Annotated in this window: 13 protein-coding genes and 4 tRNA genes; 4 read left to right on the top strand and 13 right to left on the bottom strand. The window is 38.2% G+C overall.

Features of this window, described 5'->3' with window-relative positions:
- Positions 1 to 66: 66 nt before the first annotated feature.
- Both gltB and J3U14_RS08850 read left to right on the top strand, forming a co-directional pair.
- Positions 67 to 4524, top strand: coding sequence for a glutamate synthase large subunit (gene gltB / locus J3U14_RS08855; RefSeq protein ID WP_267352027.1), 4458 nt, complete (start codon positions 67 to 69; stop codon positions 4522 to 4524).
- Between the two features lie 13 nt (positions 4525 to 4537).
- On the top strand, positions 4538 to 5950 hold the full coding sequence (locus J3U14_RS08850) for an FAD-dependent oxidoreductase (RefSeq protein WP_267352029.1): 1413 nt from the start codon (positions 4538 to 4540) through the stop codon (positions 5948 to 5950).
- A gap of 235 nt (positions 5951 to 6185) precedes the next feature.
- On the opposite strand, the gene J3U14_RS08845 is transcribed toward J3U14_RS08850, so the two are convergent.
- Together J3U14_RS08845 and mazG are read right to left on the bottom strand one after the other, a co-directional pair.
- Complete coding sequence (locus J3U14_RS08845; RefSeq protein WP_065559718.1) at positions 6186 to 6623, bottom strand: hypothetical protein; 438 nt, start codon at positions 6621 to 6623, stop codon at positions 6186 to 6188.
- Positions 6616 to 7413 (bottom strand): nucleoside triphosphate pyrophosphohydrolase, encoded by a 798-nt coding sequence (mazG, locus tag J3U14_RS08840; protein ID WP_267352032.1) that lies wholly within the window; start codon positions 7411 to 7413, stop codon positions 6616 to 6618. The genes J3U14_RS08845 and mazG overlap by 8 nt, the downstream gene beginning before the upstream one ends.
- Before the next feature lie 228 nt (positions 7414 to 7641).
- Here mazG and J3U14_RS08835 point away from each other — a divergent pair, with 228 nt between their 5' ends.
- Both J3U14_RS08835 and J3U14_RS08830 read left to right on the top strand, forming a co-directional pair.
- Positions 7642 to 9654, top strand: a complete 2013-nt coding sequence (locus J3U14_RS08835) for an OPT family oligopeptide transporter (protein WP_267352034.1) — start codon at positions 7642 to 7644, stop codon at positions 9652 to 9654.
- A gap of 294 nt (positions 9655 to 9948) precedes the next feature.
- Positions 9949 to 11871, top strand: coding sequence for an ABC transporter ATP-binding protein (locus J3U14_RS08830; protein ID WP_267352036.1), 1923 nt, complete (start codon positions 9949 to 9951; stop codon positions 11869 to 11871).
- A gap of 179 nt (positions 11872 to 12050) precedes the next feature.
- Here the strand turns inward: J3U14_RS08830 and nusG are convergent, their stop codons facing one another.
- The 11 genes from nusG to J3U14_RS08775 form a co-directional block, all read right to left on the bottom strand.
- Entirely contained in the window at positions 12051 to 12596 is a 546-nt protein-coding gene (nusG, locus tag J3U14_RS08825; RefSeq protein WP_065559722.1) for a transcription termination/antitermination protein NusG, read from the bottom strand.
- 1 nt (position 12597) lies between these two features.
- The gene (gene secE / locus J3U14_RS08820) at positions 12598 to 12999 is read right to left on the bottom strand and encodes a preprotein translocase subunit SecE (protein WP_065559723.1); all 402 of its coding nucleotides are present in this window, start codon (positions 12997 to 12999) and stop codon (positions 12598 to 12600) included.
- A gap of 136 nt (positions 13000 to 13135) precedes the next feature.
- Positions 13136 to 14320, bottom strand: a complete 1185-nt coding sequence (gene tuf / locus J3U14_RS08815) for an elongation factor Tu (RefSeq protein WP_065558713.1) — start codon at positions 14318 to 14320, stop codon at positions 13136 to 13138.
- A gap of 183 nt (positions 14321 to 14503) precedes the next feature.
- Positions 14504 to 14579: transfer RNA gene (locus tag J3U14_RS08810), tRNA-Thr, on the bottom strand.
- Between the two features lie 3 nt (positions 14580 to 14582).
- Positions 14583 to 14657: transfer RNA gene (locus J3U14_RS08805), tRNA-Gly, on the bottom strand.
- 56 nt (positions 14658 to 14713) lie between these two features.
- Positions 14714 to 14798 (bottom strand) — tRNA-Tyr (locus J3U14_RS08800).
- A 33-nt stretch (positions 14799 to 14831) separates the two neighbouring features.
- A tRNA-Thr gene (locus J3U14_RS08795) sits at positions 14832 to 14907 on the bottom strand.
- A 153-nt stretch (positions 14908 to 15060) separates the two neighbouring features.
- Complete coding sequence (gene adhE, locus J3U14_RS08790; RefSeq protein WP_267351223.1) at positions 15061 to 17760, bottom strand: bifunctional acetaldehyde-CoA/alcohol dehydrogenase; 2700 nt, start codon at positions 17758 to 17760, stop codon at positions 15061 to 15063.
- Between the two features lie 295 nt (positions 17761 to 18055).
- Positions 18056 to 18859: a tRNA cyclic N6-threonylcarbamoyladenosine(37) synthase TcdA gene (gene tcdA / locus J3U14_RS08785; protein ID WP_267351225.1), complete on the bottom strand. Its 804-nt coding sequence runs from the start codon at positions 18857 to 18859 to the stop codon at positions 18056 to 18058.
- Between the two features lie 111 nt (positions 18860 to 18970).
- Positions 18971 to 19546, bottom strand: coding sequence for a hypothetical protein (locus J3U14_RS08780; protein WP_267351226.1), 576 nt, complete (start codon positions 19544 to 19546; stop codon positions 18971 to 18973).
- 223 nt (positions 19547 to 19769) lie between these two features.
- Entirely contained in the window at positions 19770 to 21125 is a 1356-nt protein-coding gene (locus tag J3U14_RS08775) for a PFL family protein (RefSeq protein WP_267351228.1), read from the bottom strand.
- Between the last annotated feature and the right edge of the window lie 5 nt (positions 21126 to 21130).

Genomic DNA, 21130 nt, shown 5'->3' with positions numbered 1-21130 from the left:
TTAGCCAATATGGGATTAATGCCTATACCTTCACAAATTATAAAGCGATGAATTAGAGGCAATGATATGTTATATAACCAGCATCATGAAAAAGATAACTGCGGATTTGGTCTGATTGCTCATATTGAAGGGCAACCAAGTCATAAAGTGGTGCGCACCGCTATTCACGGATTAGCAAGAATGCAGCATCGAGGCGCAATCTTATCTGACGGTAAAACCGGCGATGGCTGTGGACTTTTATTACAAAAACCAGATCGATTTTTTAGATTAGTTGCGCAAGACGCAGGTTGGCGTTTAGCAACTAATTATGCGGTAGGCATGCTGTTTCTTAGCCAAGATGAGCAAGAAGCACAAGCAAGCCGTCAGATTGTAGAAGAGGAATTAGCTGACGAAACACTATCAATATTAGGTTGGCGAGAAGTGCCTATTGATAAAAGTGTTTTAGGTGAAATTGCATTATCTTCACTGCCTAAAATTGAACAAGTCTTTGTCAATGCGCCAGCAGGATGGACGAAAATTGATTTAGAACGCCGTTTATATATGGTTCGCCGTCGCATTGAAAAACGCGTACAAGACGACACCTTTTATGTTTGTAGCTTTTCGAATCAGGTTAATATCTACAAAGGCTTATGTATGCCTAAAGATTTGCCTCGATTCTATTTAGATTTAGCCGATATTCGAATGGAAACGGCGATTTGTTTATTTCATCAACGTTTTTCAACCAATACCGTTCCACGTTGGCCACTTGCTCAACCGTTTAGACATTTAGCGCATAATGGTGAAATCAATACCATTGAAGGCAATCGTCAATGGGCAAAAGCCCGTTCCTACAAATTTAAAACACCACTGATTCCTGATTTACAAAATGCGGCACCGTTTGTGAATGTCACAGGGTCTGATTCCAGTTCACTGGATAACATGTTAGAACTGTTCCTTGTCGGTGGGATGGATATTGTCAGGGCGATGCGCTTATTAGTACCACCGGCATGGCAAAATAATCCCGATATGAATGAAGATCTTCGTGCCTTCTTTGACTTTAATTCGATGCATATGGAACCGTGGGATGGCCCAGCAGGTATTGTTATGTCAGACGGTCGCTATGCCGCATGTAATTTAGATAGAAACGGCTTACGTCCTGCTCGTTATGTTATTACCACCGATAAACTCATTACCTGTGCTTCTGAAATTGGTATTTGGGATTATCAACCTGACGAAGTCGTCAGCAAAGGACGAGTTGGGCCGGGTGAGTTATTAGTAATCGATACCGAAGAAGGTCGTATCTTACAATCTTCTGAAACGGACAATGACTTACAAAAACGTCATCCTTATAAAGAATGGATGGCAAAAAATGTTAAACAGCTTATCCCTTTTGAAAGTCTACCTGATGAGAACATTGGCTCACGTGATTACGATGACACTTTACTAGCTACTTACCAAAAACAGTTTGGTTATAGTGCAGAAGAAATTGATCAATGTATTCGTGTCTTAGGTGAAAATGGGCAAGAAGCAACAGGTTCAATGGGCGATGATACGCCATTTGCTGTCTTATCAAGTAAACCTCGATTAATCTATGATTATTTTCGTCAAAAATTTGCGCAGGTAACCAATCCGCCTATTGATCCATTACGTGAAGCTCACGTCATGTCGCTATCAACTAGCATTGGTCGCGAGATGAATGTCTTTGCTGAAGCCGAAGGTCAAGCACATCGAGTCGCGTTTAAATACCCTGTTTTGGTTTACTCTGATTTCCAACAATTAACAGCATTGGAATCACGTTACTATCAATCTGAAACACTAGATATTACTTACGAAATCGATGGTAGCTTGCGTGATGCCATTGAACAATTATGCGGTGATGCCGAAGCCAAAGTACGTAATGGTACCGTATTAATCATTTTATCTGATAAAAATATCGCAGCCGATCGATTACCGATTCCTGCCCCAATGGCTGTAGGTGCAGTACAGCAACGTCTAGTTGAAAAAAACTTACGCTGTGATGCCAATATTATTGTTGAAACCGCAAGCTGTCGCGATCCACACCAATTTGCCGTGCTGCTTGGTTTTGGTGCAACGGCTATCTATCCTTATTTAGCTTACGAAACCCTAGCCCAAATGGTCGACAATGGCACGATAAATAAGTCTTACCGTGAAGCCATTATCAACTACCGCAATGGTATTAATAAAGGCTTGTACAAAATCATGTCTAAAATGGGGATATCCACTGTCGCCTCGTACCGCTGCTCAAAACTTTTTGAAGCGGTTGGTCTGCATAAAGATGTGGTAGAACTCTGTTTCCAAGGTGTGACTAGCCGTATTAGTGGTGCAAATTTTGATGATTTTGCTCAAGATCAGTTCAATTTATCGAAAAAAGCATGGTTACGCCGTAAACCATTAGACCAAGGTGGTTTACTCAAATTTGTCCATGGCGGCGAATATCACGCTTATAATCCCGATGTAGTTCAATCGTTACAAAAAGCGGTTAACAATGGGCGTTACGAAGATTATAAGCTTTATACCGATATCGTTAATAATCGCCCGCCAGCGACATTACGGGATTTATTAAAACTTAATCCCCCTGAAAATGCAGCAATTTCGTTAGATCAGGTTGAACCTGAAGAGTCACTATTCAAACGTTTTGATTCGGCGGCGATGTCAATTGGTGCATTAAGTCCTGAAGCTCATGAATCGCTTGCTGAAGCAATGAACACATTAGGTGGCTATTCTAATTCAGGCGAAGGAGGTGAAGATCCTGCTCGGTATAACAGTATAAAAGTGTCACGCATAAAACAAGTCGCATCAGGTCGATTTGGTGTAACGCCGGGCTATTTAATGAGTGCTGATGTGATTCAGATCAAAGTAGCGCAAGGTGCAAAACCGGGTGAAGGCGGTCAATTACCAGGTGACAAAGTAACCCCTTACATAGCTAAATTACGTTTTTCCGTACCCGGGGTGACATTAATCTCGCCACCACCGCATCACGATATTTATTCAATCGAAGATTTGGCACAGTTGATCTTTGATCTAAAACAGATTAACCCTCAAGCAATGATTTCGGTGAAATTAGTGTCCGAACCAGGCGTAGGAACTATTGCAACTGGGGTCGCAAAAGCTTATGCCGATTTGATCACAATTTCGGGATATGATGGTGGTACCGGTGCTAGCCCATTAACGTCAGTCAAATATGCTGGCTCACCATGGGAACTGGGTTTAGTTGAAACACAACAATCATTGGTTGCTAATGGTTTACGTCACAAAATTCGTTTACAGGTTGACGGTGGGTTAAAAACCGGTACAGACATTGTAAAAGCGGCAATTTTAGGTGCGGAAAGTTTCGGCTTTGGTACGGGGCCAATGGTGGCTTTAGGTTGTAAATATCTACGTATTTGCCATTTAAATAACTGTGCCACAGGTGTTGCGACACAAGATGAAAAATTACGTAGTGACCATTATCATGGTTTACCTGAAAAAGCGATGAACTATTTCCGTTTTATTGCACGTAACACAAGGGAAGTCATGGCAGAACTTGGCGTAAGTCGAATTGTTGATTTAATTGGACGTACCGATTTACTGTTAGAGCTTGATGGTATTACGGCTAAACAACAAAAACTGGATTTATCAGGATTACTTGAAACTGCGACACCAGTAGAAGGCAAACCCGTCTACTGTATTGAAGATAATAAACCGTTTGATAAAGGTGTATTGAATAAAGAAATTATTACTCAAGCACAACAATTTGTGGATAATCGTCAAAGTAAAAGTTTCTACTTTGATATTCAAAATACTGATCGTTCGGTGGGAACTAGCTTATCAGGTTATATTGCCAAAAAATATGGCGATCAAGGTTTAGTTGCCGATCCAATTTCACTCAATTTCACCGGTACTGCTGGGCAAAGCTTTGGTGTTTGGAATGCTGGTGGCGTAAATTTAACCCTAACAGGTGATGCCAATGACTACGTTGGTAAAGGCATGGCAGGTGGTCGCATCGTCATTCGACCACCTCAAGGCTCGGCATTTTTAAGTCATGAAGCAACCATTGCCGGTAACACCTGTCTATATGGTGCAACAGGCGGTAAATTGTTTGCAGCAGGACGTGCTGGTGAACGTTTTGCCGTACGTAACTCTGGTGCAATTAGCGTGGTTGAAGGTATCGGCGATAACGGCTGTGAATATATGACAGGTGGCATTGTCTGTGTCTTAGGTAAAACTGGTGTTAACTTTGGTGCTGGCATGACTGGTGGATTGGCTTATATTTTAGATACCGATGGTGATTTCCATAAACGGATTAACCAAGAACTTGTTGAAATGTTAAACGTTGCTGATTATTCGATTCATGAAGAGCATCTACGAGGCTTAATCATGGAACATGCTCAACTAACCCACTCTTCACGTGCTGAAGAAATTTTAGCTAACTGGGAAGATTTCGCTAAACAATTTGTATTAGTTAAACCTAAATCCAGTGATGTAAAAGCGCTGCTCGGTCACCGAAGCCGATCATCAGCAGAACTTCATGTTCAAGCACAATAAGGAGAGCACGGAAATGAGTCAAAATGTTTATCAGTTCATCGATTTACAACGTGTTGATCCACCTAAAAAATCGTTGAATATTCGAAAAATAGAGTTTGTTGAAATTTATGAGGGATTTTCGGCTTCACAATCACAAGCCCAAGCCGATCGCTGCTTAGCGTGTGGGAATCCTTATTGTGAATGGCGTTGTCCTGTTCATAACTATATACCTAATTGGCTAAAACTGGTGAATGAAGGCAAAATTTTAGAAGCGGTTGAGCTTTCTCATCAAACAAACAGTCTACCAGAAGTGTGTGGTCGGGTTTGCCCTCAAGATCGGCTTTGTGAAGGCTCATGTACTTTAAATGCTGAGTTCGGTGCAGTAACTATTGGTAACATTGAACGTTATATTACCGATGAAGCCTTTAAACTGGGTTGGAAGCCTAACTTGTCTAATGTTGAAAAAACAGGGTTAAAAGTTGCAATCATTGGTGCAGGGCCTGCAGGACTTGCATGTGCTGATGTGTTAGTCCGTAATGGTGTGACGCCCGTTGTTTTTGACCGTCATCCTGAAATAGGTGGACTATTAACCTTTGGTATTCCTGCCTTTAAATTAGATAAAGAAGTGTTGATTAATCGTCGACGTATCTTTACCGACATGGGTATTGAATTTCGGCTGAATACCGAAGTGGGGAAAACGGTACAATTAACGGACTTACTCAATGAATTTGATGCTATTTTTGTTGGAACCGGTACTTATCAATCAATGCGAGCCGGTCTAATGAATGAAGATGCGGATGGTGTTTATGATGCCCTTCCATTTTTAATTGCCAATACCAAACATATTATGAAGCATAATCAAAGCGATGATACGCCTTACATTGACATGAAAAATAAGCGTGTTGTTGTTTTAGGCGGTGGTGATACAGCCATGGACTGTGTACGGACGTCAATTCGTCAAGGTGCAATTGAAGTCACCTGTGCTTATCGTCGAGATGAAGCCAATATGCCTGGCTCTAAACGAGAAGTAAAAAATGCGAAAGAAGAAGGTGCACAATTCCAATTTAATGTGCAACCCCTCAGTATTAAAATTAACAATACAGGTCAAGTTACTGGTGTCAAAATGGTTAGAACAGAACTCGGTCAACCCGATGCAAATGGTCGCCGTTCGCCAGTGATTATCGAAGGATCTGAATTCATACTTCCTGCCGATGCTGTTATTATGGCATTTGGTTTTAGACCTCATGCCATGCCTTGGTTAGCAGAACATGGTGTCAATTTTGATACTCAAGGTCGTATTGTTGCCCCAGAAATTAAAGGCTACCAAACCAGCCATCCAAAAATCTTTGCTGGTGGTGATGCAGTAAGAGGATCGGATTTAGTGGTGACTGCCATTAGCGAAGGTCGCAAAGCGGCAGAAGGGATTTTAGATTATTTAGAAGTATAAAGCGATTGACTAAGTTAACCTTATGCCCATACCCTACTGAGCGGGAGTAAGGTTTACTACTCAATATTTATTGATCTGTCTAAACCATAACGTTTATTGATTACAACCTAAATATCGTTATTTATCGGATTGAAATTGCCAATGAATATTTACTTTGATAATTGGCATTAAATTACCATTAGCTGATACCATGAATTTGTATCAGCTAATAACCTTTGGTTATTGGATTACTTGGCTATAAATAGACAACCTGAGAACCATTTTCAGGATTTTTAGTCGCCTCAGCAAACCCTTCTAAGAAAAAGGCAAGATGATCTGCTTCATCCCCTAAAAGGCGTCCTTTGACTTTATTCCAAGTTAATAACACGATAGCCGCTTGTGGTTCACAACTAATTAACATCGGTTGTTCAAGTTCTTCATTCCAATAAAACTCACCGCCGTATAATTTTTGGGCTGTCAGTAATAAATAACAACCATACTCTTGAGCAATCATATTAAGCTGTTCTTCAGGAATACTAAAATTTTTCTCAGCTAATTCACCAATAATCATTTCAACAACAGAAATACTTTTTTCGGAATAATCGAGCTGGTTAATACTCCACGTTGGACTATGTAAAATGGCATTTTGTGCCCATGCTTCGATTTCTTGATATAATTCATTTTTTTCAGTCATATTTATTTACTTCGCTAGTTGATATTTCCAATTGTTTAACAAGTTGCCATGCGGCTTCCATTTCTTCAAGTGTTGCATCCGTTAAACGACGATTATTTTGTTTCAGTATTGCTTCAACTTGTTTAAATCGACGTTCAAATTTATGATTTGCCCGTTGTAAACAGAGCTCCGATTTAACTTTTAGATGTCTGGCTAAATTGACGGTCGCAAAAAACAGATCCCCCAGTTCTTCCTCGATTTTTGATTGATCTTGTACCGTTTTATTTAGCTCATGTTCTACTTCGTCGAGCTCTTCCTTAACTTTATTTAAAACTGGCGTTAACTCCTGCCAATCAAACCCAACCGACGCACAACGTTTTTGGATTTTTTCGGCTTTCATTAAAGCAGGAATGGCGTTAGGTATGTCATCTAACAATGAGTATTGTGCGCGCTCGTCACGCTCTTTTTGTTTTAATTGTTCCCAATTCGGTTTTTCAGTTGTCTTATCATCAAAAATATGCGGATGACGACTAACTAATTTATCAGCAACAGCTTGACAGATATCCTCAAAATCAAACTGACCTTGTTCACTGGCAAGATCGGCGTAAAAAATAATTTGAAACAATAAATCGCCCAATTCTTTTTTGAGTTCATTCATATTCTGTTTATCTATCGCATCAAGAACTTCATAAGTTTCTTCTAGTGTATAAGATTTTAATGAATCAAAAGTCTGCATGCGATCCCATTCACAACCGTCAATAGGGTCACGTAATTGTTTAGTAATTGCAAGTAAACGCTTGAGTGGGTTCACAATCTATCTCACCAATCGTAACGGAACATTAATCTAATCAGTGTATCATAAATTTAAACTGTTTTTATTTACAATAGTGAATTTATACTATTGTAAATATAATTGTCTATTATTTATCCTGAAACACGCACAAAAAAGATTAAATTAATTGAGTTATCATAACTTCTAGCCCATAAAGCTGAATTAAGTATATAATAACCGCATATTGAATTAACTTTACGATAATATATGAATAATTTACGAGAACTTACACTTCGAGGCACAATACTGGGTGCTTTTATTACAATTATTTTTACTGCATCAAATGTGTACCTTGGTTTAAAAGTCGGATTAACCTTTTCTTCGGCTATTCCTGCCGCTGTCATCTCAATGGCAATCTTAAGACTATTTTCAGGATCAACCATATTAGAAAATAACATGGTACAAACTCAAGCTTCTGCTGCCGGAACGCTATCATCTATTATATTCGTTCTACCTGGATTATTGATGATTGGTTACTGGCAAGATTTTCCATTTTGGTTAACTTTTGCCATTTGTGCCGCCGGGGGAATGCTTGGGGTACTATTCTCAATTCCATTGCGTCATGTGATGGTAGTCAAAAGTACATTACCTTATCCTGAAGGTGTTGCTGCCGCTGAGATTTTAAAAGCAGGCTCGAAAACAGACAGTAATGATGCTTCTGCCAACGAAGGATTGAAAGATATTTTAGTGGGAGGCGTTATCGCTTCTACTGTCAGTTTATTGACCAATGGTTTCCGAGTTTTATCTGAAAGCGCTTCATACTGGTTTACCGGTGGAAAATCGATTTTTCAATTACCTATGGGGTTCTCATTAGCACTTCTTAGTGCAGGTTACTTGATTGGAATTGTATCTGGGATTGCCGTTTTAATAGGAACCATTATTGCCTGGGGATTTGGAATTCCAATTTTAAGTGCAATGACAGATTATGATACAACGCAACCTCTTGCTGAAACTGCAATGGGACTTTGGGCTAAAGATATCCGTTTTATTGGCGCAGGAACGATTGCTATTGCTGCAATTTGGACATTATTAACCTTAATCAAACCAGTTATTGAAGGTTTAAAAACATCATTCAAAACGTTACGTTCAGATGTATCTGTAAATGATATTGCACCGACAGAACGTGATCTATCACCTAAATCAATCTTTTTGATTATGGCTGGTATGGTCATTATTTTAGTTGCTACGTTTTACTCATTTATTTCAGATAGTGGGTTATCGACGGGCGTTGCATGGATGCTGGTTATTTGTGCTGTATTATTTGCTTTTATTATGGGCTTTCTTGTTGCAGCTGCTTGTGGATATATGGCAGGATTGGTAGGTTCTTCATCTAGCCCTATTTCAGGAATTGCTATTGTTGCCGCTATCGTGATATCAGTGATCTTACTTGGTTTAGGTGAAGCTAGTAACTTACTTTCTACAGCTGAAGGCACCAACTTTGCGATAGCTTTAGCGCTATTCACAACCAGTGCAGTATTAGCGGTTGCTTGTATTTCAAATGATAACTTGCAAGATCTTAAAACGGGTTACTTGGTTAATGCCACACCTTGGAAACAACAAGTTGCATTACTAATAGGTTGTGTTGTTGGTGCTATTGTTATCGCTCCTATTTTAGAAATTCTTTATAACGCGTATGGGTTTACGGGTGCATTACCACGACCAGATATGGATCAATCACAAGTTTTACCTGCGCCTCAAGCAACACTGATGACAACCATTGTGCAAGGAATTTTTTCACATAAACTTGGTTGGACAATGATTCTAATTGGGTTAGTCGTTGGAACCGTAATTATTATTATTGATCTTCTTTTGGCGAAAGCAAAATGTAAATTTCGCTTACCCGCACTAGCTGTCGGTTTAGGTATTTATTTACCTCCAACGATTACTGCCCCAATTTTTGTCGGTACATTGCTATCATGGATAATTAAACGTAATGCTTACGCTAAAGCTCAAAAATACAATTTAAATCATGAAGAACAATTTAAAAAAGTGGATCGTAAAGTGGCATTAATTGCTTCGGGATTAATAGTTGGTGAAAGCTTAGTGGGTCTTTTATTAGCTATTGTTATTGTTATTAGTACCACGCAAGGAAAAGGTGAAGCTCCATTAGCAATCGAGGCTGATTTAGGCTTCTTACCACAATATTTAGGTTTAGCTGTCTTTGTGGGAATTTGCTTGTATATTATTCGTCGGGCATTATCCGCAATTAAAAAACAGTAATAATTTATATTTATAATTAAGCCCTTTATTGCTTAAAATAGAGGGCTTGATAAAATCGCTTTTCCAATTTAAACCCCGCTATAAATTAATTATCATCCTTCTTTTGTGACTAGATTAAATGATAACCTTTTCCCTATCTGGAGATATTCAATAGCACGCTCAACCAATTATTACCACAAGTTAAAGTCTAAAATAATAAAACTTTCACTTTGCCCATTAAACTTTTTCATTTTGCATAACTTTCAATATTTGTTAGCATAACCCAATTTATTTTACATATTAAACAGCAAAATCATGATAGTATTTGATTCCATTCAAGTTCGCTTAGGCATTAACCTACTTTTAGATAATGCCTCTGCTACCATTAATCCTAAACAAAAAGTAGGGTTAGTTGGGAAAAATGGTTGCGGAAAGTCCACCCTATTCTCATTAATAAAAGGCGAAATTCAAACGGATGCAGGCAGCTTAAGTTTTCCATCACAATGGCAATTAGCTTGGGTTAACCAAGAAACCCCCGCGCTAGATATACCCGCTATTGAATATGCTATTGATGGTGATCGTGAATATCGACAGCTAGAACAAAAGCTAGCTATCGCCAACCAAGACAATAATGGTGAACAAATAGCTAATATTCATGAAAAACTGGATAACATTGACGCATGGACAATACGAGCAAGAGCCGCCACATTATTACATGGTTTAGGATTTTCCAACGAGCAACTACAATTACCAGTTAAATCTTATTCTGGTGGTTGGCGCATGCGTTTAAATCTAGCTCAAGCACTCATGTGTCGTTCTGATCTACTCCTTCTTGATGAACCTACCAATCACCTTGACTTAGATGCCGTTATTTGGCTAGAAAAATGGCTGAGTAACTATCAAGGTACATTAATTTTAATCTCACATGATCGTGATTTTTTAGATCCGTTAGTTAATAAAATTATTCATATTGAACAAAAAAGTTTGTTTGAATATACCGGTAACTATTCATCATTTGAAGTTCAACGTGCAACTAAATTAGCACAGCAACAATCACTTTATGAAAGCCAACAACAAAAAGTCGCACACCTACAAAGCTACATAGACCGCTTTAGAGCAAAAGCAACCAAAGCCAAACAAGCTCAAAGCAGAATAAAAATGCTAGAAAAAATGGAACTCATTGCCCCTGCACATGTAGACAATCCTTTTCATTTTAATTTCAAACCTTCTGAATTTTTGCCAAGTCCATTACTGATGATGGACAAAGTTGTGGCAGGCTACGATGATAAAATCGTACTAGAAAAAATTAAATTAAATCTTGTTCCGGGTTCACGCATAGGCTTACTGGGTCGTAATGGTGCCGGTAAATCAACCTTAATAAAATTATTAGCGGGCGAACTTCAACCTAAAGAGGGGCATATTAATCTCGCTAAAGGTGTTCAATTAGGCTATTTTGCTCAACATCAATTGGAATATTTACGTGCCAATGAATCACCACTTTGGCATTTAACTCAGCTTGCTGATCCAAAAATAACAGAACAGGAATTGCGTAACTATCTGGGTGGTTTTGATTTTCATGGTGATAAAGTGAATGAACCAGTTAAAACATTTTCGGGCGGTGAAAAAGCTCGATTGGTTTTAGCGCTAATTGTGTGGCAAAAACCGAATCTATTATTACTTGATGAACCCACTAACCATTTGGATTTAGATATGCGTCAAGCATTAACTGAAGCACTTATAGGCTTTGAAGGTGCTTTAGTCGTTGTATCGCATGATCGCCATTTATTGCGCTCGACAACGGATGAATTTTATTTAGTGCATGATCACAAAGTCGAACCATTTAATGGCGATCTTGATGATTACCAAAAATGGCTTGCCGAAGAACAAAAAGCAGAAAATAAACCAGATACCGTTAACGTAGCCAGTAAAAATGATAGCATTCAAAATGTTTCCGCCACCGATCGCAAAGAACAAAAACGCCGTGAAGCAGAATTAAGAGCACAAATGCAACCCATTAAAAAAGAGCTACAAAAAATGGAGCAAAAACTTGAGCTATTAACTGAGCAATTACAAAATATTGAACAGTTACTAGCAGATCCTGCTATTTATGAAAACGATAAAAAAACAGCGTTGACCGAATTACTACTTAAACAAAGTAAAATTAAAAGCGAACAAGAAGACACTGAAATGAACTGGTTAGATTTACAACAACAACTTGAAGATTTTCAATTAAACTAACTTTGTATTTAAGATATAAAAAGAGAAGCACACAAAATATTAAGAGCATAAGTCTTAATTCAATCGCAATAAGTTTCAGGTTGTTAATCGTATTTTAACTATTTATTTTGTGCAAAAAAAATCACAGCCTTTGCTGTGATTTTTTTATTCTTAATTGAACTAAACTTATTCAATTAAAATTAACTTTTTTCAACTTGACTAAAATCAAGCTCAACAGGTGTTGAACGTCCAAAAATTGAAACTGAAACTTTTAGGCGACTTTTTTCATAATCGACTTCTTCAACCACACCATTAAAGTCTGCAAATGGACCATCATTAACACGTACCAATTCGCCTGGCTCAAATAACGTTTTAGGACGAGGTTTATCACCAACTTGTTGTAAACGATTCATAATAGCATCAACTTCACGTTGGCTTATTGGGGCTGGTCTGTCAGAAGTACCGCCAATAAATCCCATGGTTCTTGGTACACTTTTAACTAAGTGCCAAGTTGCATCATTCATCATCATTTCAACTAAAACATAACCGGGAAAGAATTTACGCTCACTTTTACGACGTTGACCACTTTTCATTTCAACAACTTCTTCGGTAGGCACAAGCACTTCACCAAAAGAATCTTCCATATTATGTAACTTGATATATTCACGTAGTGATTGTGCAACACGTGCTTCATAGCCAGAATAAGCTTGAATAACATACCATCGTTTTTGTTGTATTTCACTCATATTAACGTCCTATTGATGTTAAATAAAAGACGACCCAACGGAATAAAGTATCCATTCCCCAAAGGGCTAAACCAACGACTACTGTAACAGCCACAACGAGCATAGTTGTCTGTGTAGCGTCTTTACGAGAAGGCCATACCACCTTTCTTAACTCTTTTCTTGAATCCTGTAAAAATGCAAGAAATGACTTACCTTTAGTGGTTGTAAGAGCAATAAATAAAGTGAAAAGTGAAATTACACTAACCGTAATAATGCGGACGATTGTATTAGGTTGATATATATCATTTGCTTGAGCAAAATAGGAATTTCCCCAAACAATAATTGCAATCAATACTAAAACTAAACCCCATTTGAGTTTATCTAGAACCGAGTTTGTAGCTTGACTTTCGTTACTTACTTGCATATAAAACCTATGAGTATGTTATTTATAATAATATCTATTTTCCAAAATGCTCTTTTTAAAATAAAAACATTTTGCTAAACAGACCAGATAAGAAAGGGCATCGCATGATACCCTTTCAACAGTTATTAAATATAAATTATTTAATAACCTTAGCAACAACACCCGCACCAACTGTACGACCACCTTCACGAATCGCAAAACGTAAACCTTCTGCCATCGCGATTGGGTGAATTAATGATACTGACATTTTGATGTTATCGCCTGGCATTACCATTTCTACGCCTTCCGGTAATTCGATTGTACCAGTCACGTCAGTTGTACGGAAGTAGAACTGTGGACGGTAACCTTTGAAGAATGGAGTGTGACGACCACCTTCATCTTTACTTAAGATATACACTTCTGATTCGAAATCAGTATGTGGTGTAATTGAACCTGGTTTTGCTAATACTTGACCACGTTCGATTTCTTCACGTTTAGTACCACGAAGTAATACACCTACGTTTTCACCAGCACGACCTTCGTCTAGTAGTTTACGGAACATTTCAACACCAGTACAAGTTGTTTTTGCTGTTGGTTTGATACCAACGATTTCAACATCTTCACCAACTTTGATAATACCGCTTTCTACACGACCTGTTACCACTGTACCACGACCTGAAATTGAGAACACGTCTTCAATTGGTAATAGGAATGGTTTGTCGATGTCACGTTGTGGCTCTGGGATATAAGTGTCTAATGCTTCCGCTAATTCAACAATTTTGTCTTCCCATGCTGCATCGCCTTCTAACGCTTTTAACGCTGAACCACGAATAACTGGTGTATCATCACCCGGGAAGTCGTATTGAGATAGAAGTTCACGTACTTCCATTTCAACTAATTCTAATAACTCTTCATCATCAACCATATCACATTTGTTTAAGAATACGATGATGTAAGGAACACCTACTTGACGACCTAAAAGGATGTGCTCACGAGTTTGTGGCATAGGGCCATCAGTTGCTGCTACTACTAGAATAGCACCGTCCATTTGCGCTGCACCGGTGATCATGTTTTTAACATAGTCAGCATGGCCTGGGCAGTCTACGTGTGCGTAGTGACGAGTTGGTGTATCGTATTCAACGTGTGAAGTATTGATGGTAATACCACGTGCTTTTTCTTCTGGTGCGTTATCGATTTGATCGAATGCACGAGCTTGTCCGCCGTATTTTTTAGCAAGTACAGAAGTAATTGCAGCAGTTAAAGTTGTTTTACCATGGTCAACGTGGCCGATTGTACCAACGTTAACGTGGGGTTTTGTACGTTCAAATTTTTCTTTAGACATTTATTGTCCCTCAAATGTAATACAAATCGGTGGTGAATCACCACATTAACCAAGTATTATATTTTATATCAACATAATACTAACTTAAAATTAGCTCTGAATGATAACAGATAAAGCCGTCCAGTGACAAGCTTTTAAGCAGTCAAATTCGATATTTTTAGAAGTTTAGGAAAGTAACAAGAATGGTGCTGATAGGCAGATTTGAACTGCCGACCTCACCCTTACCAAGGGTGCGCTCTACCAACTGAGCTATATCAGCAATTGGAGCGGGCAGCGGGAATCGAACCCGCATCATCAGCTTGGAAGGCTGAGGTAATAGCCATTATACGATGCCCGCATGTTCAAACTCGGCTACCTAAATGCTTCAATTAGCTATTGCTAATATTAGATATATGGTGGTGGGGGAAGGATTCGAACCTTCGAAGTGTGACACGGCAGATTTACAGTCTGCTCCCTTTGGCCGCTCGGGAACCCCACCCCGAATCTTTTTAAATTTGTCTACTTAGGAAAATGGTGCCGGCTGCCGGAATCGAACTGGCGACCTACTGATTACAAGTCAGTTGCTCTACCTACTGAGCTAAGCCGGCCTAAGTGCTGCGCATTATGGACTAGAACATTTAAGCTTGCAAGCAAAAAAAACAAATTTTATTTTGTTTGCTTAAAAAAAAATCAAAAACATAAAAAAACCCCGAAATATAGACAATTTCAGGGTTTTATTTAATCAAAAATAATTTTTTAGATTATTTCTTTTTTACCGCTTTTTTCTTAGTAGTAGAAGCTACACCTTTAGCCGCTGTATGCACAGCAACATCTTCACTGATATCACCGTTATCTTGATATGGACGACCATAATAGGTATCAAGCAAGATTTGTTTTAGTTCTGCAATTAAAGGATAACGAGGATTTGCGCCAGTACATTGGTCATCAAATGCATCTACAGCAAGTTGGTCAACTTGTGCTAAGAACGTTTTTTCATCCACACCAAACTCTTTTATAGAGAATGGTATTTCAAGATCTTTTCTAAGTTGATCTAACCAACCAATTAATTTCTCAACTTTCTTCTCATCTTTATCCGCAGCAGCCGTTAAACCTAAATGATCAGCAATTTCAGCGTATCGACGAATGGCTTGAGGATAACCATATTGACTAAATGTACCTTGTTTAGTTGGCTTATCTGTTGCATTAAAACGGACAACATTGCTGATGAGCATTGCATTAGCCACACCATGTGGGATATGGAAAGCTGCACCAATTTTATGCGCCATTGAGTGACAAATACCTAAAAATGCTTGAGCAAAAGCAACACCTGCTAATGTCGCTGCACTGTGTACTTTTTCTCGAGCGATAGGATTTTTAGCCCCTTCTTTATAGCTTGCCGGTAAATAGGACTTAAGCATACTTAAAGCTTGTAATGCTTGACCGTCAGAAAACTCTGTTGCCATTACTGACACATAAGCTTCTAAAGCATGAGTTACCGCATCGTAACCACCAGCAGCACAAAGTGAACGTGGCATATTCATCACTAAGTTAGCATCTACAATTGCCATATGAGGCGTAACAGCATAATCGGCTAACGGATATTTTTGTCCGGTTGCATCATCCGTCACAACTGCGAATGGCGTCACTTCAGAACCGGTGCCTGATGTTGTGGTAACACAGATCAATTTTGCTTTTTTGCCCATATTCGGGAAATGACAAGCACGTTTACGAATATCCATAAAACGTAATGCTAATTCATCGAATTTAGTTTCTGGGTGTTCATAAAGAACCCACATGATTTTTGCAGCATCCATTGGTGAACCACCGCCTAAAGCAATAACAGTATCAGGCTGGAATGCTCTCATTGATTCAGTCCCTTTACGAACAACACTTAAGGTTGGATCAGCTTCAACATCAAAGAATGTTTCACAAAGAACACCTTGTGACTCTAATTGATCGGTGATTTGTTTTGAATAACCATTGTTAAATAGGAATTTATCAGTGACTAAAAAGACTCGTTTTGCGCCTTGCTCAACGACTTCATTTAAAGCAATAGGCAGTGAGCCACGTTTAAAATAGATAGAACTTGGTAATTTGTGCCATAACATGTTTTCTGCTCTCTTAGCGATTGTTTTCTTGTTAAGTAAGTGTTTCGGTCCGACATTTTCAGATACCGAGTTACCCCCCCAAGAACCACAACCTAATGTTAGTGACGGCGCTAAATCAAAATTATATAAATCGCCAATACCACCATGCGCTGCAGGTTGGTTAATCAAAATACGGCAAGTTTTCATTTTTTTGCCAAAATAATCGATACGTTCACGATTGCTATCTTGATCGGTGTAAAGAACAGAAGTATGACCCATACCACCCATTTCAACTAATTTTTCAGCCTTTTCTACTGCTTCAGTAAAATCTTTAGCTTTAAACATAGCTAACGTCGGTGAAAGTTTTTCATGCGCAAACGGTTCAGATAGATCAACTTTGCTCACTTCACCTACTAGTACTTTTGAACCTGCTGGTACTTTAAAACCTGCTAATTCAGCAATTTTGGTCGCTGGTTGACCAACGATATTAGCATTTAAAGCACCCTTGTCATTTAGAATGATACCTTGAACGGCTTTAGTCTCTTTAGCATTTAAAACGTATGCACCGTATTGTGTTAACAAGCGACGTACTTCGTCATAAACAGAATCAACCACGACGATAGCCTGTTCAGAGGCACAAATCATACCATTATCAAACGTTTTAGACATCAGAACGGAAGCCACTGCTCGTTTTAAATCGGCTGTTTCGTCAATGATGACAGGCGTATTACCTGCGCCAACACCTAATGCTGGTTTACCTGAACTATAAGCTGCTTTCACCATACCTGGGCCACCGGTTGCTAAAATTGCAGCGACATCATCATGATGCATTAAAGCATTTGATAATTCGATAGAGGGCTCATCAATCCAACCAATAATATCTTTTGGTGCACCAGCTTTGATTGCTGCATTTAGAACAATTCTGGCTGCTTCAATAGTTGATTTTTTTGCTCTAGGATGAGGAGAGAAGACGATTGCGTTACGGGTTTTAAGACTGATAAGGGATTTGAAAATAGCGGTGGAAGTTGGATTGGTCGTTGGTACTATTCCACATATGATCCCTAAAGGTTCGGCTAGCGTAATAGTTCCAAAGGGTTCATTTTCTGCCACTACGCCACAAGTTTTGTCATGACGATATTTGTTTAGAATATATTCTGCAGCAAATAAGTTTTTAATCACTTTATCTTCTACAATCCCCATACCCGATTCAGCAACAGCTTGTTGGGCTAGTGGAATTCTCGCAGCTGCAGCAGCTTTTGCAGCCTCCGTGAAAATTTTATCCACTTGTTCTTGAGTATAAGTTGAATAAGTTTCCTGTGCTTTTTTTACACGGGCCATTAACTCATTTAACTCATTCATATTAGTTACTGCCATAGATTACTCCTTGAAATTAAAAAATAAATCTGAATCGTTTGGCGTCTTCCTTGAATCTTTTTAATGCCTATGCATAATAACAAAACGAAATTGCCGTTATCGTAAATCAGTTTTTTACTTTATACAATAAGATCTTGCAGAAAAATAAATGTTATTGAAATGGGTAAGTGAGATTCATCCTAATAGATAGGAAAAAATTAATATTTGAGATTTTTTGATAAAAAAAACTATTTTACTTAGGTAAAATAGCTTTTTTTAAATATGCTAAATTTTTTTGAAGAAATAAAAAGTTCACTTAAATTTTTGATAATTTGTCCAGTACATAACTAACAGCAACAAATCCAAAACTTGCCGTAACAGTCGTCACTGCGCCAAAACCTGATTCACAATCCATTTTTTTAGTGCCATGCGCTTCACTTTTCGTAAAACAGATTTGTCCATTCTCCGCCGGATATGTCAGTTGTTCTGTTGAGTAAACACAAGGTATCGAATATTTACCTTTACTATCTTTATTGAGTTTATAATCGTTCTTTAATCTTTCTCGTAATTTAGCTGCCAAAGGGTCTTGAATGGTTTTAGCCAAATCAGCTATTTTAATCTGTGTTGGATCTTTTTGCCCACCTGCGCCACCAATAGTAATGACTTTCAATTTTTGTCGCTTACAATAATTAAGCACGGCCGCTTTATCACGCACACTATCAATAGCATCAATGATATAATCATAACGAGGCAAGTTTTGAGCACCTAAATAATCTGAAACATTATCAATATTTATAAAGTCATCAATTTGATTAACAATACATTCAGGATTTATTTGTAATATTCGCTCAGCCATGACTGCGGTTTTAGCTTTACCTATATTTGTGGTTAAAGCATGAATCTGGCGATTGGTATTAGTCACACAGACATCATCCATATCAATCAAAGTAATTTGCCCGATACCACTGCGAGCAAGGGATTCAGCTACCCAAGAACCAACACCACCAATCCCTATTACACAAATATGTGCACGAGCAAAACACGACAATGCGGATTGACCATACAACCGAGCAATGCCACTAAAACGTTGAAAATAACTATCAGAAAATGTGTTATGCATAATTACCACTGATTTATCGAAATGTTAAAATACTAGCAGTGCATAACGATAAACGCAACTAACGCTGCTATTCTTGTCATTGAGGTTATCGGTATTAGACTGGTAAATTAACTATTTACGTCCTAATTTTAATATCTCTTGTGCCATTTGTTTAGTATGGGTTTGCATATATTTTACTAAATGGTCATTTTTTTCATTGAGTAAAATGAGATAAAAACGATTACGAGCCAAATGCGTTGATTCATCATAAGTACTGACGATTAAATAACCTATACCATTTTTTTCATCCGTTCCTACGGAATAAGAAACGTTACCTTCTTGAGTGACTTTCGGATCAGATGAACGCATTGCGATTTGCAATTTAAAGAGTTTTTGAGCATCTTGAGCATTGGCAACGATATCATCCATAATAATGAAATAATCTTCATAATAGGTTTCTGATTTAGGATCTTGCATGTACATAATTGCACGCTTATCATTAGGATTACCTGAACCACTATCGCGACTTTGATTATATATATAATAGGTTTTATTGTGGAAATCTAATTTTTTAGGTAAATCATAAGCGGGTAATTTTTGATTAATTACCGTTAACATCGGACCATAGTTGCCAGGTTGATAATTACTTTCTAAAGTCCCACAACCTAACAATAATATTGAGATAAAACTGACTATAACTTTTTTCATTTTTGTTTCCTTTTATTTTTTATCAATTAATTTTAGATAAGTAAGAAAAATGAGACTAATTAATTCATTACCAAATAGTATCCGTGTGATTGCTCATTATTGGGATAACCGTAAAATGAAGGACAAAAAAATCACATTTTGGATTATCAGGTAGAAATCAATAGACAGAAAGTCATGTGATACCTTGTCTTTTTTGATATACAAGGCATCACAAAATAATCGCTTAGTTTTTGAAGGAGTGAATCGGAGCAGGAATACGTCCACCACGATTAATAAAATCAAATGAGCTATATTTATTTACTGGCATCACAGGCGCATGACCCAATAACCCACCAAATTCAATATTATCACCCACTGTTAAATCAACCGCAGGAATGATGCGAACGGCAGTGGTCTTATGATTGATGACGCCGATTGCTGCTTCATCTGCAATAATAGCAGATATTGTTTCAGCTGGTGTATCACCCGGAATAGCAATCATATCAAGCCCGACCGAACAAACACAGGTCATTGCTTCTAATTTTTCTAAATTGAGTGCCCCCTTATTTACCGCATCAATCATCCCAGCATCTTCTGACACAGGAATAAATGCCCCACTTAAACCACCCACATGACCACATGCCATGACCCCACCTTTTTTGACAGCATCATTAAGCATCGCCAATGCAGCCGTTGTACCATGGGTTCCAACCACTTCCAGTCCCATTTCTTCCAAAATATGGGCAACTGAATCACCTATTGCAGGCGTTGGCGCTAAAGATAAATCAACAATACCAAATTTAACGCCTAAACGCTCCGAAGCCTCTTTACCAACAAGTTGTCCCATACGCGTAATTTTAAAAGCCGTTTTTTTGATTGTTTCCGCAACCACATCAAAAGGTTGACCTTTTACTTTTTCGAGCGCTCGCTTAACCACCCCTGGTCCACTGACACCCACATTAATGACACAATCTGCTTCGCCTACACCATGAAAAGCCCCAGCCATAAACGGATTGTCCTCAACAGCATTAGCAAACACAACTAATTTTGCACAAGCCATACTGCTATTATTCGCCGTTAATGCGGCTGCTTCTTTAATAATATGCCCCATCTGTTTTACGGCATCCATGTTGATACCGGTTTGTGTAGAACCTACATTAACCGATGAACAAACACGTTCTGTTTGGGCAAGAGCTTGTGGGATGGATTTAATCAAAATTTCATCACCTTTATGGTAACCTTTCTGCACTAACGCCGAAAATCCACCAATAAAGTTCACCCCCACCGCTTTAGCAGCTTGATCAAGTGTTTTTGCGAACGCGACATAATCACTATCATTACTTGCGCCTGCAATTAAGGATATTGGTGTAACAGAGATACGTTTATTAATAATTGGAATACCAAATTCAGACGTAATTTGATCACCAACTTTTACTAAATTTTTGGCTAATTTAGTAATTTTGTCATAGATTTTTTGACGGGCTTTTTCACCATCGCTATCAATACAATCAAGCAAAGAAATACCCATGGTTATTGTGCGAATATCAAGCTTTTCTTCCTCAATCATTTTAATCGTTTCGAGGATCTGTTTGGTTTCCATTAGTA

The organism is Gilliamella sp. B3801 (assembly GCF_026536645.1).
In the GTDB taxonomy this organism is placed as follows: Bacteria; Pseudomonadota; Gammaproteobacteria; order Enterobacterales; family Orbaceae; genus Gilliamella; species Gilliamella apicola_I.
Note: the sequence above shows the minus strand (reverse complement) of the source record. Positions and strands in the feature narration are given on the sequence as shown.

Bases quoted from the DNA above. Each gene is read 5' to 3' on its own strand.
- gltB (WP_267352027.1), top strand. From the start codon at position 67: ATGTTATATAACCAGCATCATGAAAAAGATAACTGCGGATTTGGTCTG.
- J3U14_RS08850 (WP_267352029.1), top strand. From the start codon at position 4,538: ATGAGTCAAAATGTTTATCAGTTCATCGATTTACAACGTGTTGATCCA.
- J3U14_RS08845 (WP_065559718.1), bottom strand. From the start codon at position 6,623: ATGACTGAAAAAAATGAATTATATCAAGAAATCGAAGCATGGGCACAA.
- J3U14_RS08835 (WP_267352034.1), top strand. From the start codon at position 7,642: ATGAATAATTTACGAGAACTTACACTTCGAGGCACAATACTGGGTGCT.
- J3U14_RS08830 (WP_267352036.1), top strand. From the start codon at position 9,949: ATGATAGTATTTGATTCCATTCAAGTTCGCTTAGGCATTAACCTACTT.
- nusG (WP_065559722.1), bottom strand. From the start codon at position 12,596: ATGAGTGAAATACAACAAAAACGATGGTATGTTATTCAAGCTTATTCT.
- secE (WP_065559723.1), bottom strand. From the start codon at position 12,999: ATGCAAGTAAGTAACGAAAGTCAAGCTACAAACTCGGTTCTAGATAAA.
- tuf (WP_065558713.1), bottom strand. From the start codon at position 14,320: ATGTCTAAAGAAAAATTTGAACGTACAAAACCCCACGTTAACGTTGGT.
- adhE (WP_267351223.1), bottom strand. From the start codon at position 17,760: ATGGCAGTAACTAATATGAATGAGTTAAATGAGTTAATGGCCCGTGTA.
- tcdA (WP_267351225.1), bottom strand. From the start codon at position 18,859: ATGCATAACACATTTTCTGATAGTTATTTTCAACGTTTTAGTGGCATT.
- J3U14_RS08780 (WP_267351226.1), bottom strand. From the start codon at position 19,546: ATGAAAAAAGTTATAGTCAGTTTTATCTCAATATTATTGTTAGGTTGT.
- J3U14_RS08775 (WP_267351228.1), bottom strand. From the start codon at position 21,125: ATGGAAACCAAACAGATCCTCGAAACGATTAAAATGATTGAGGAAGAA.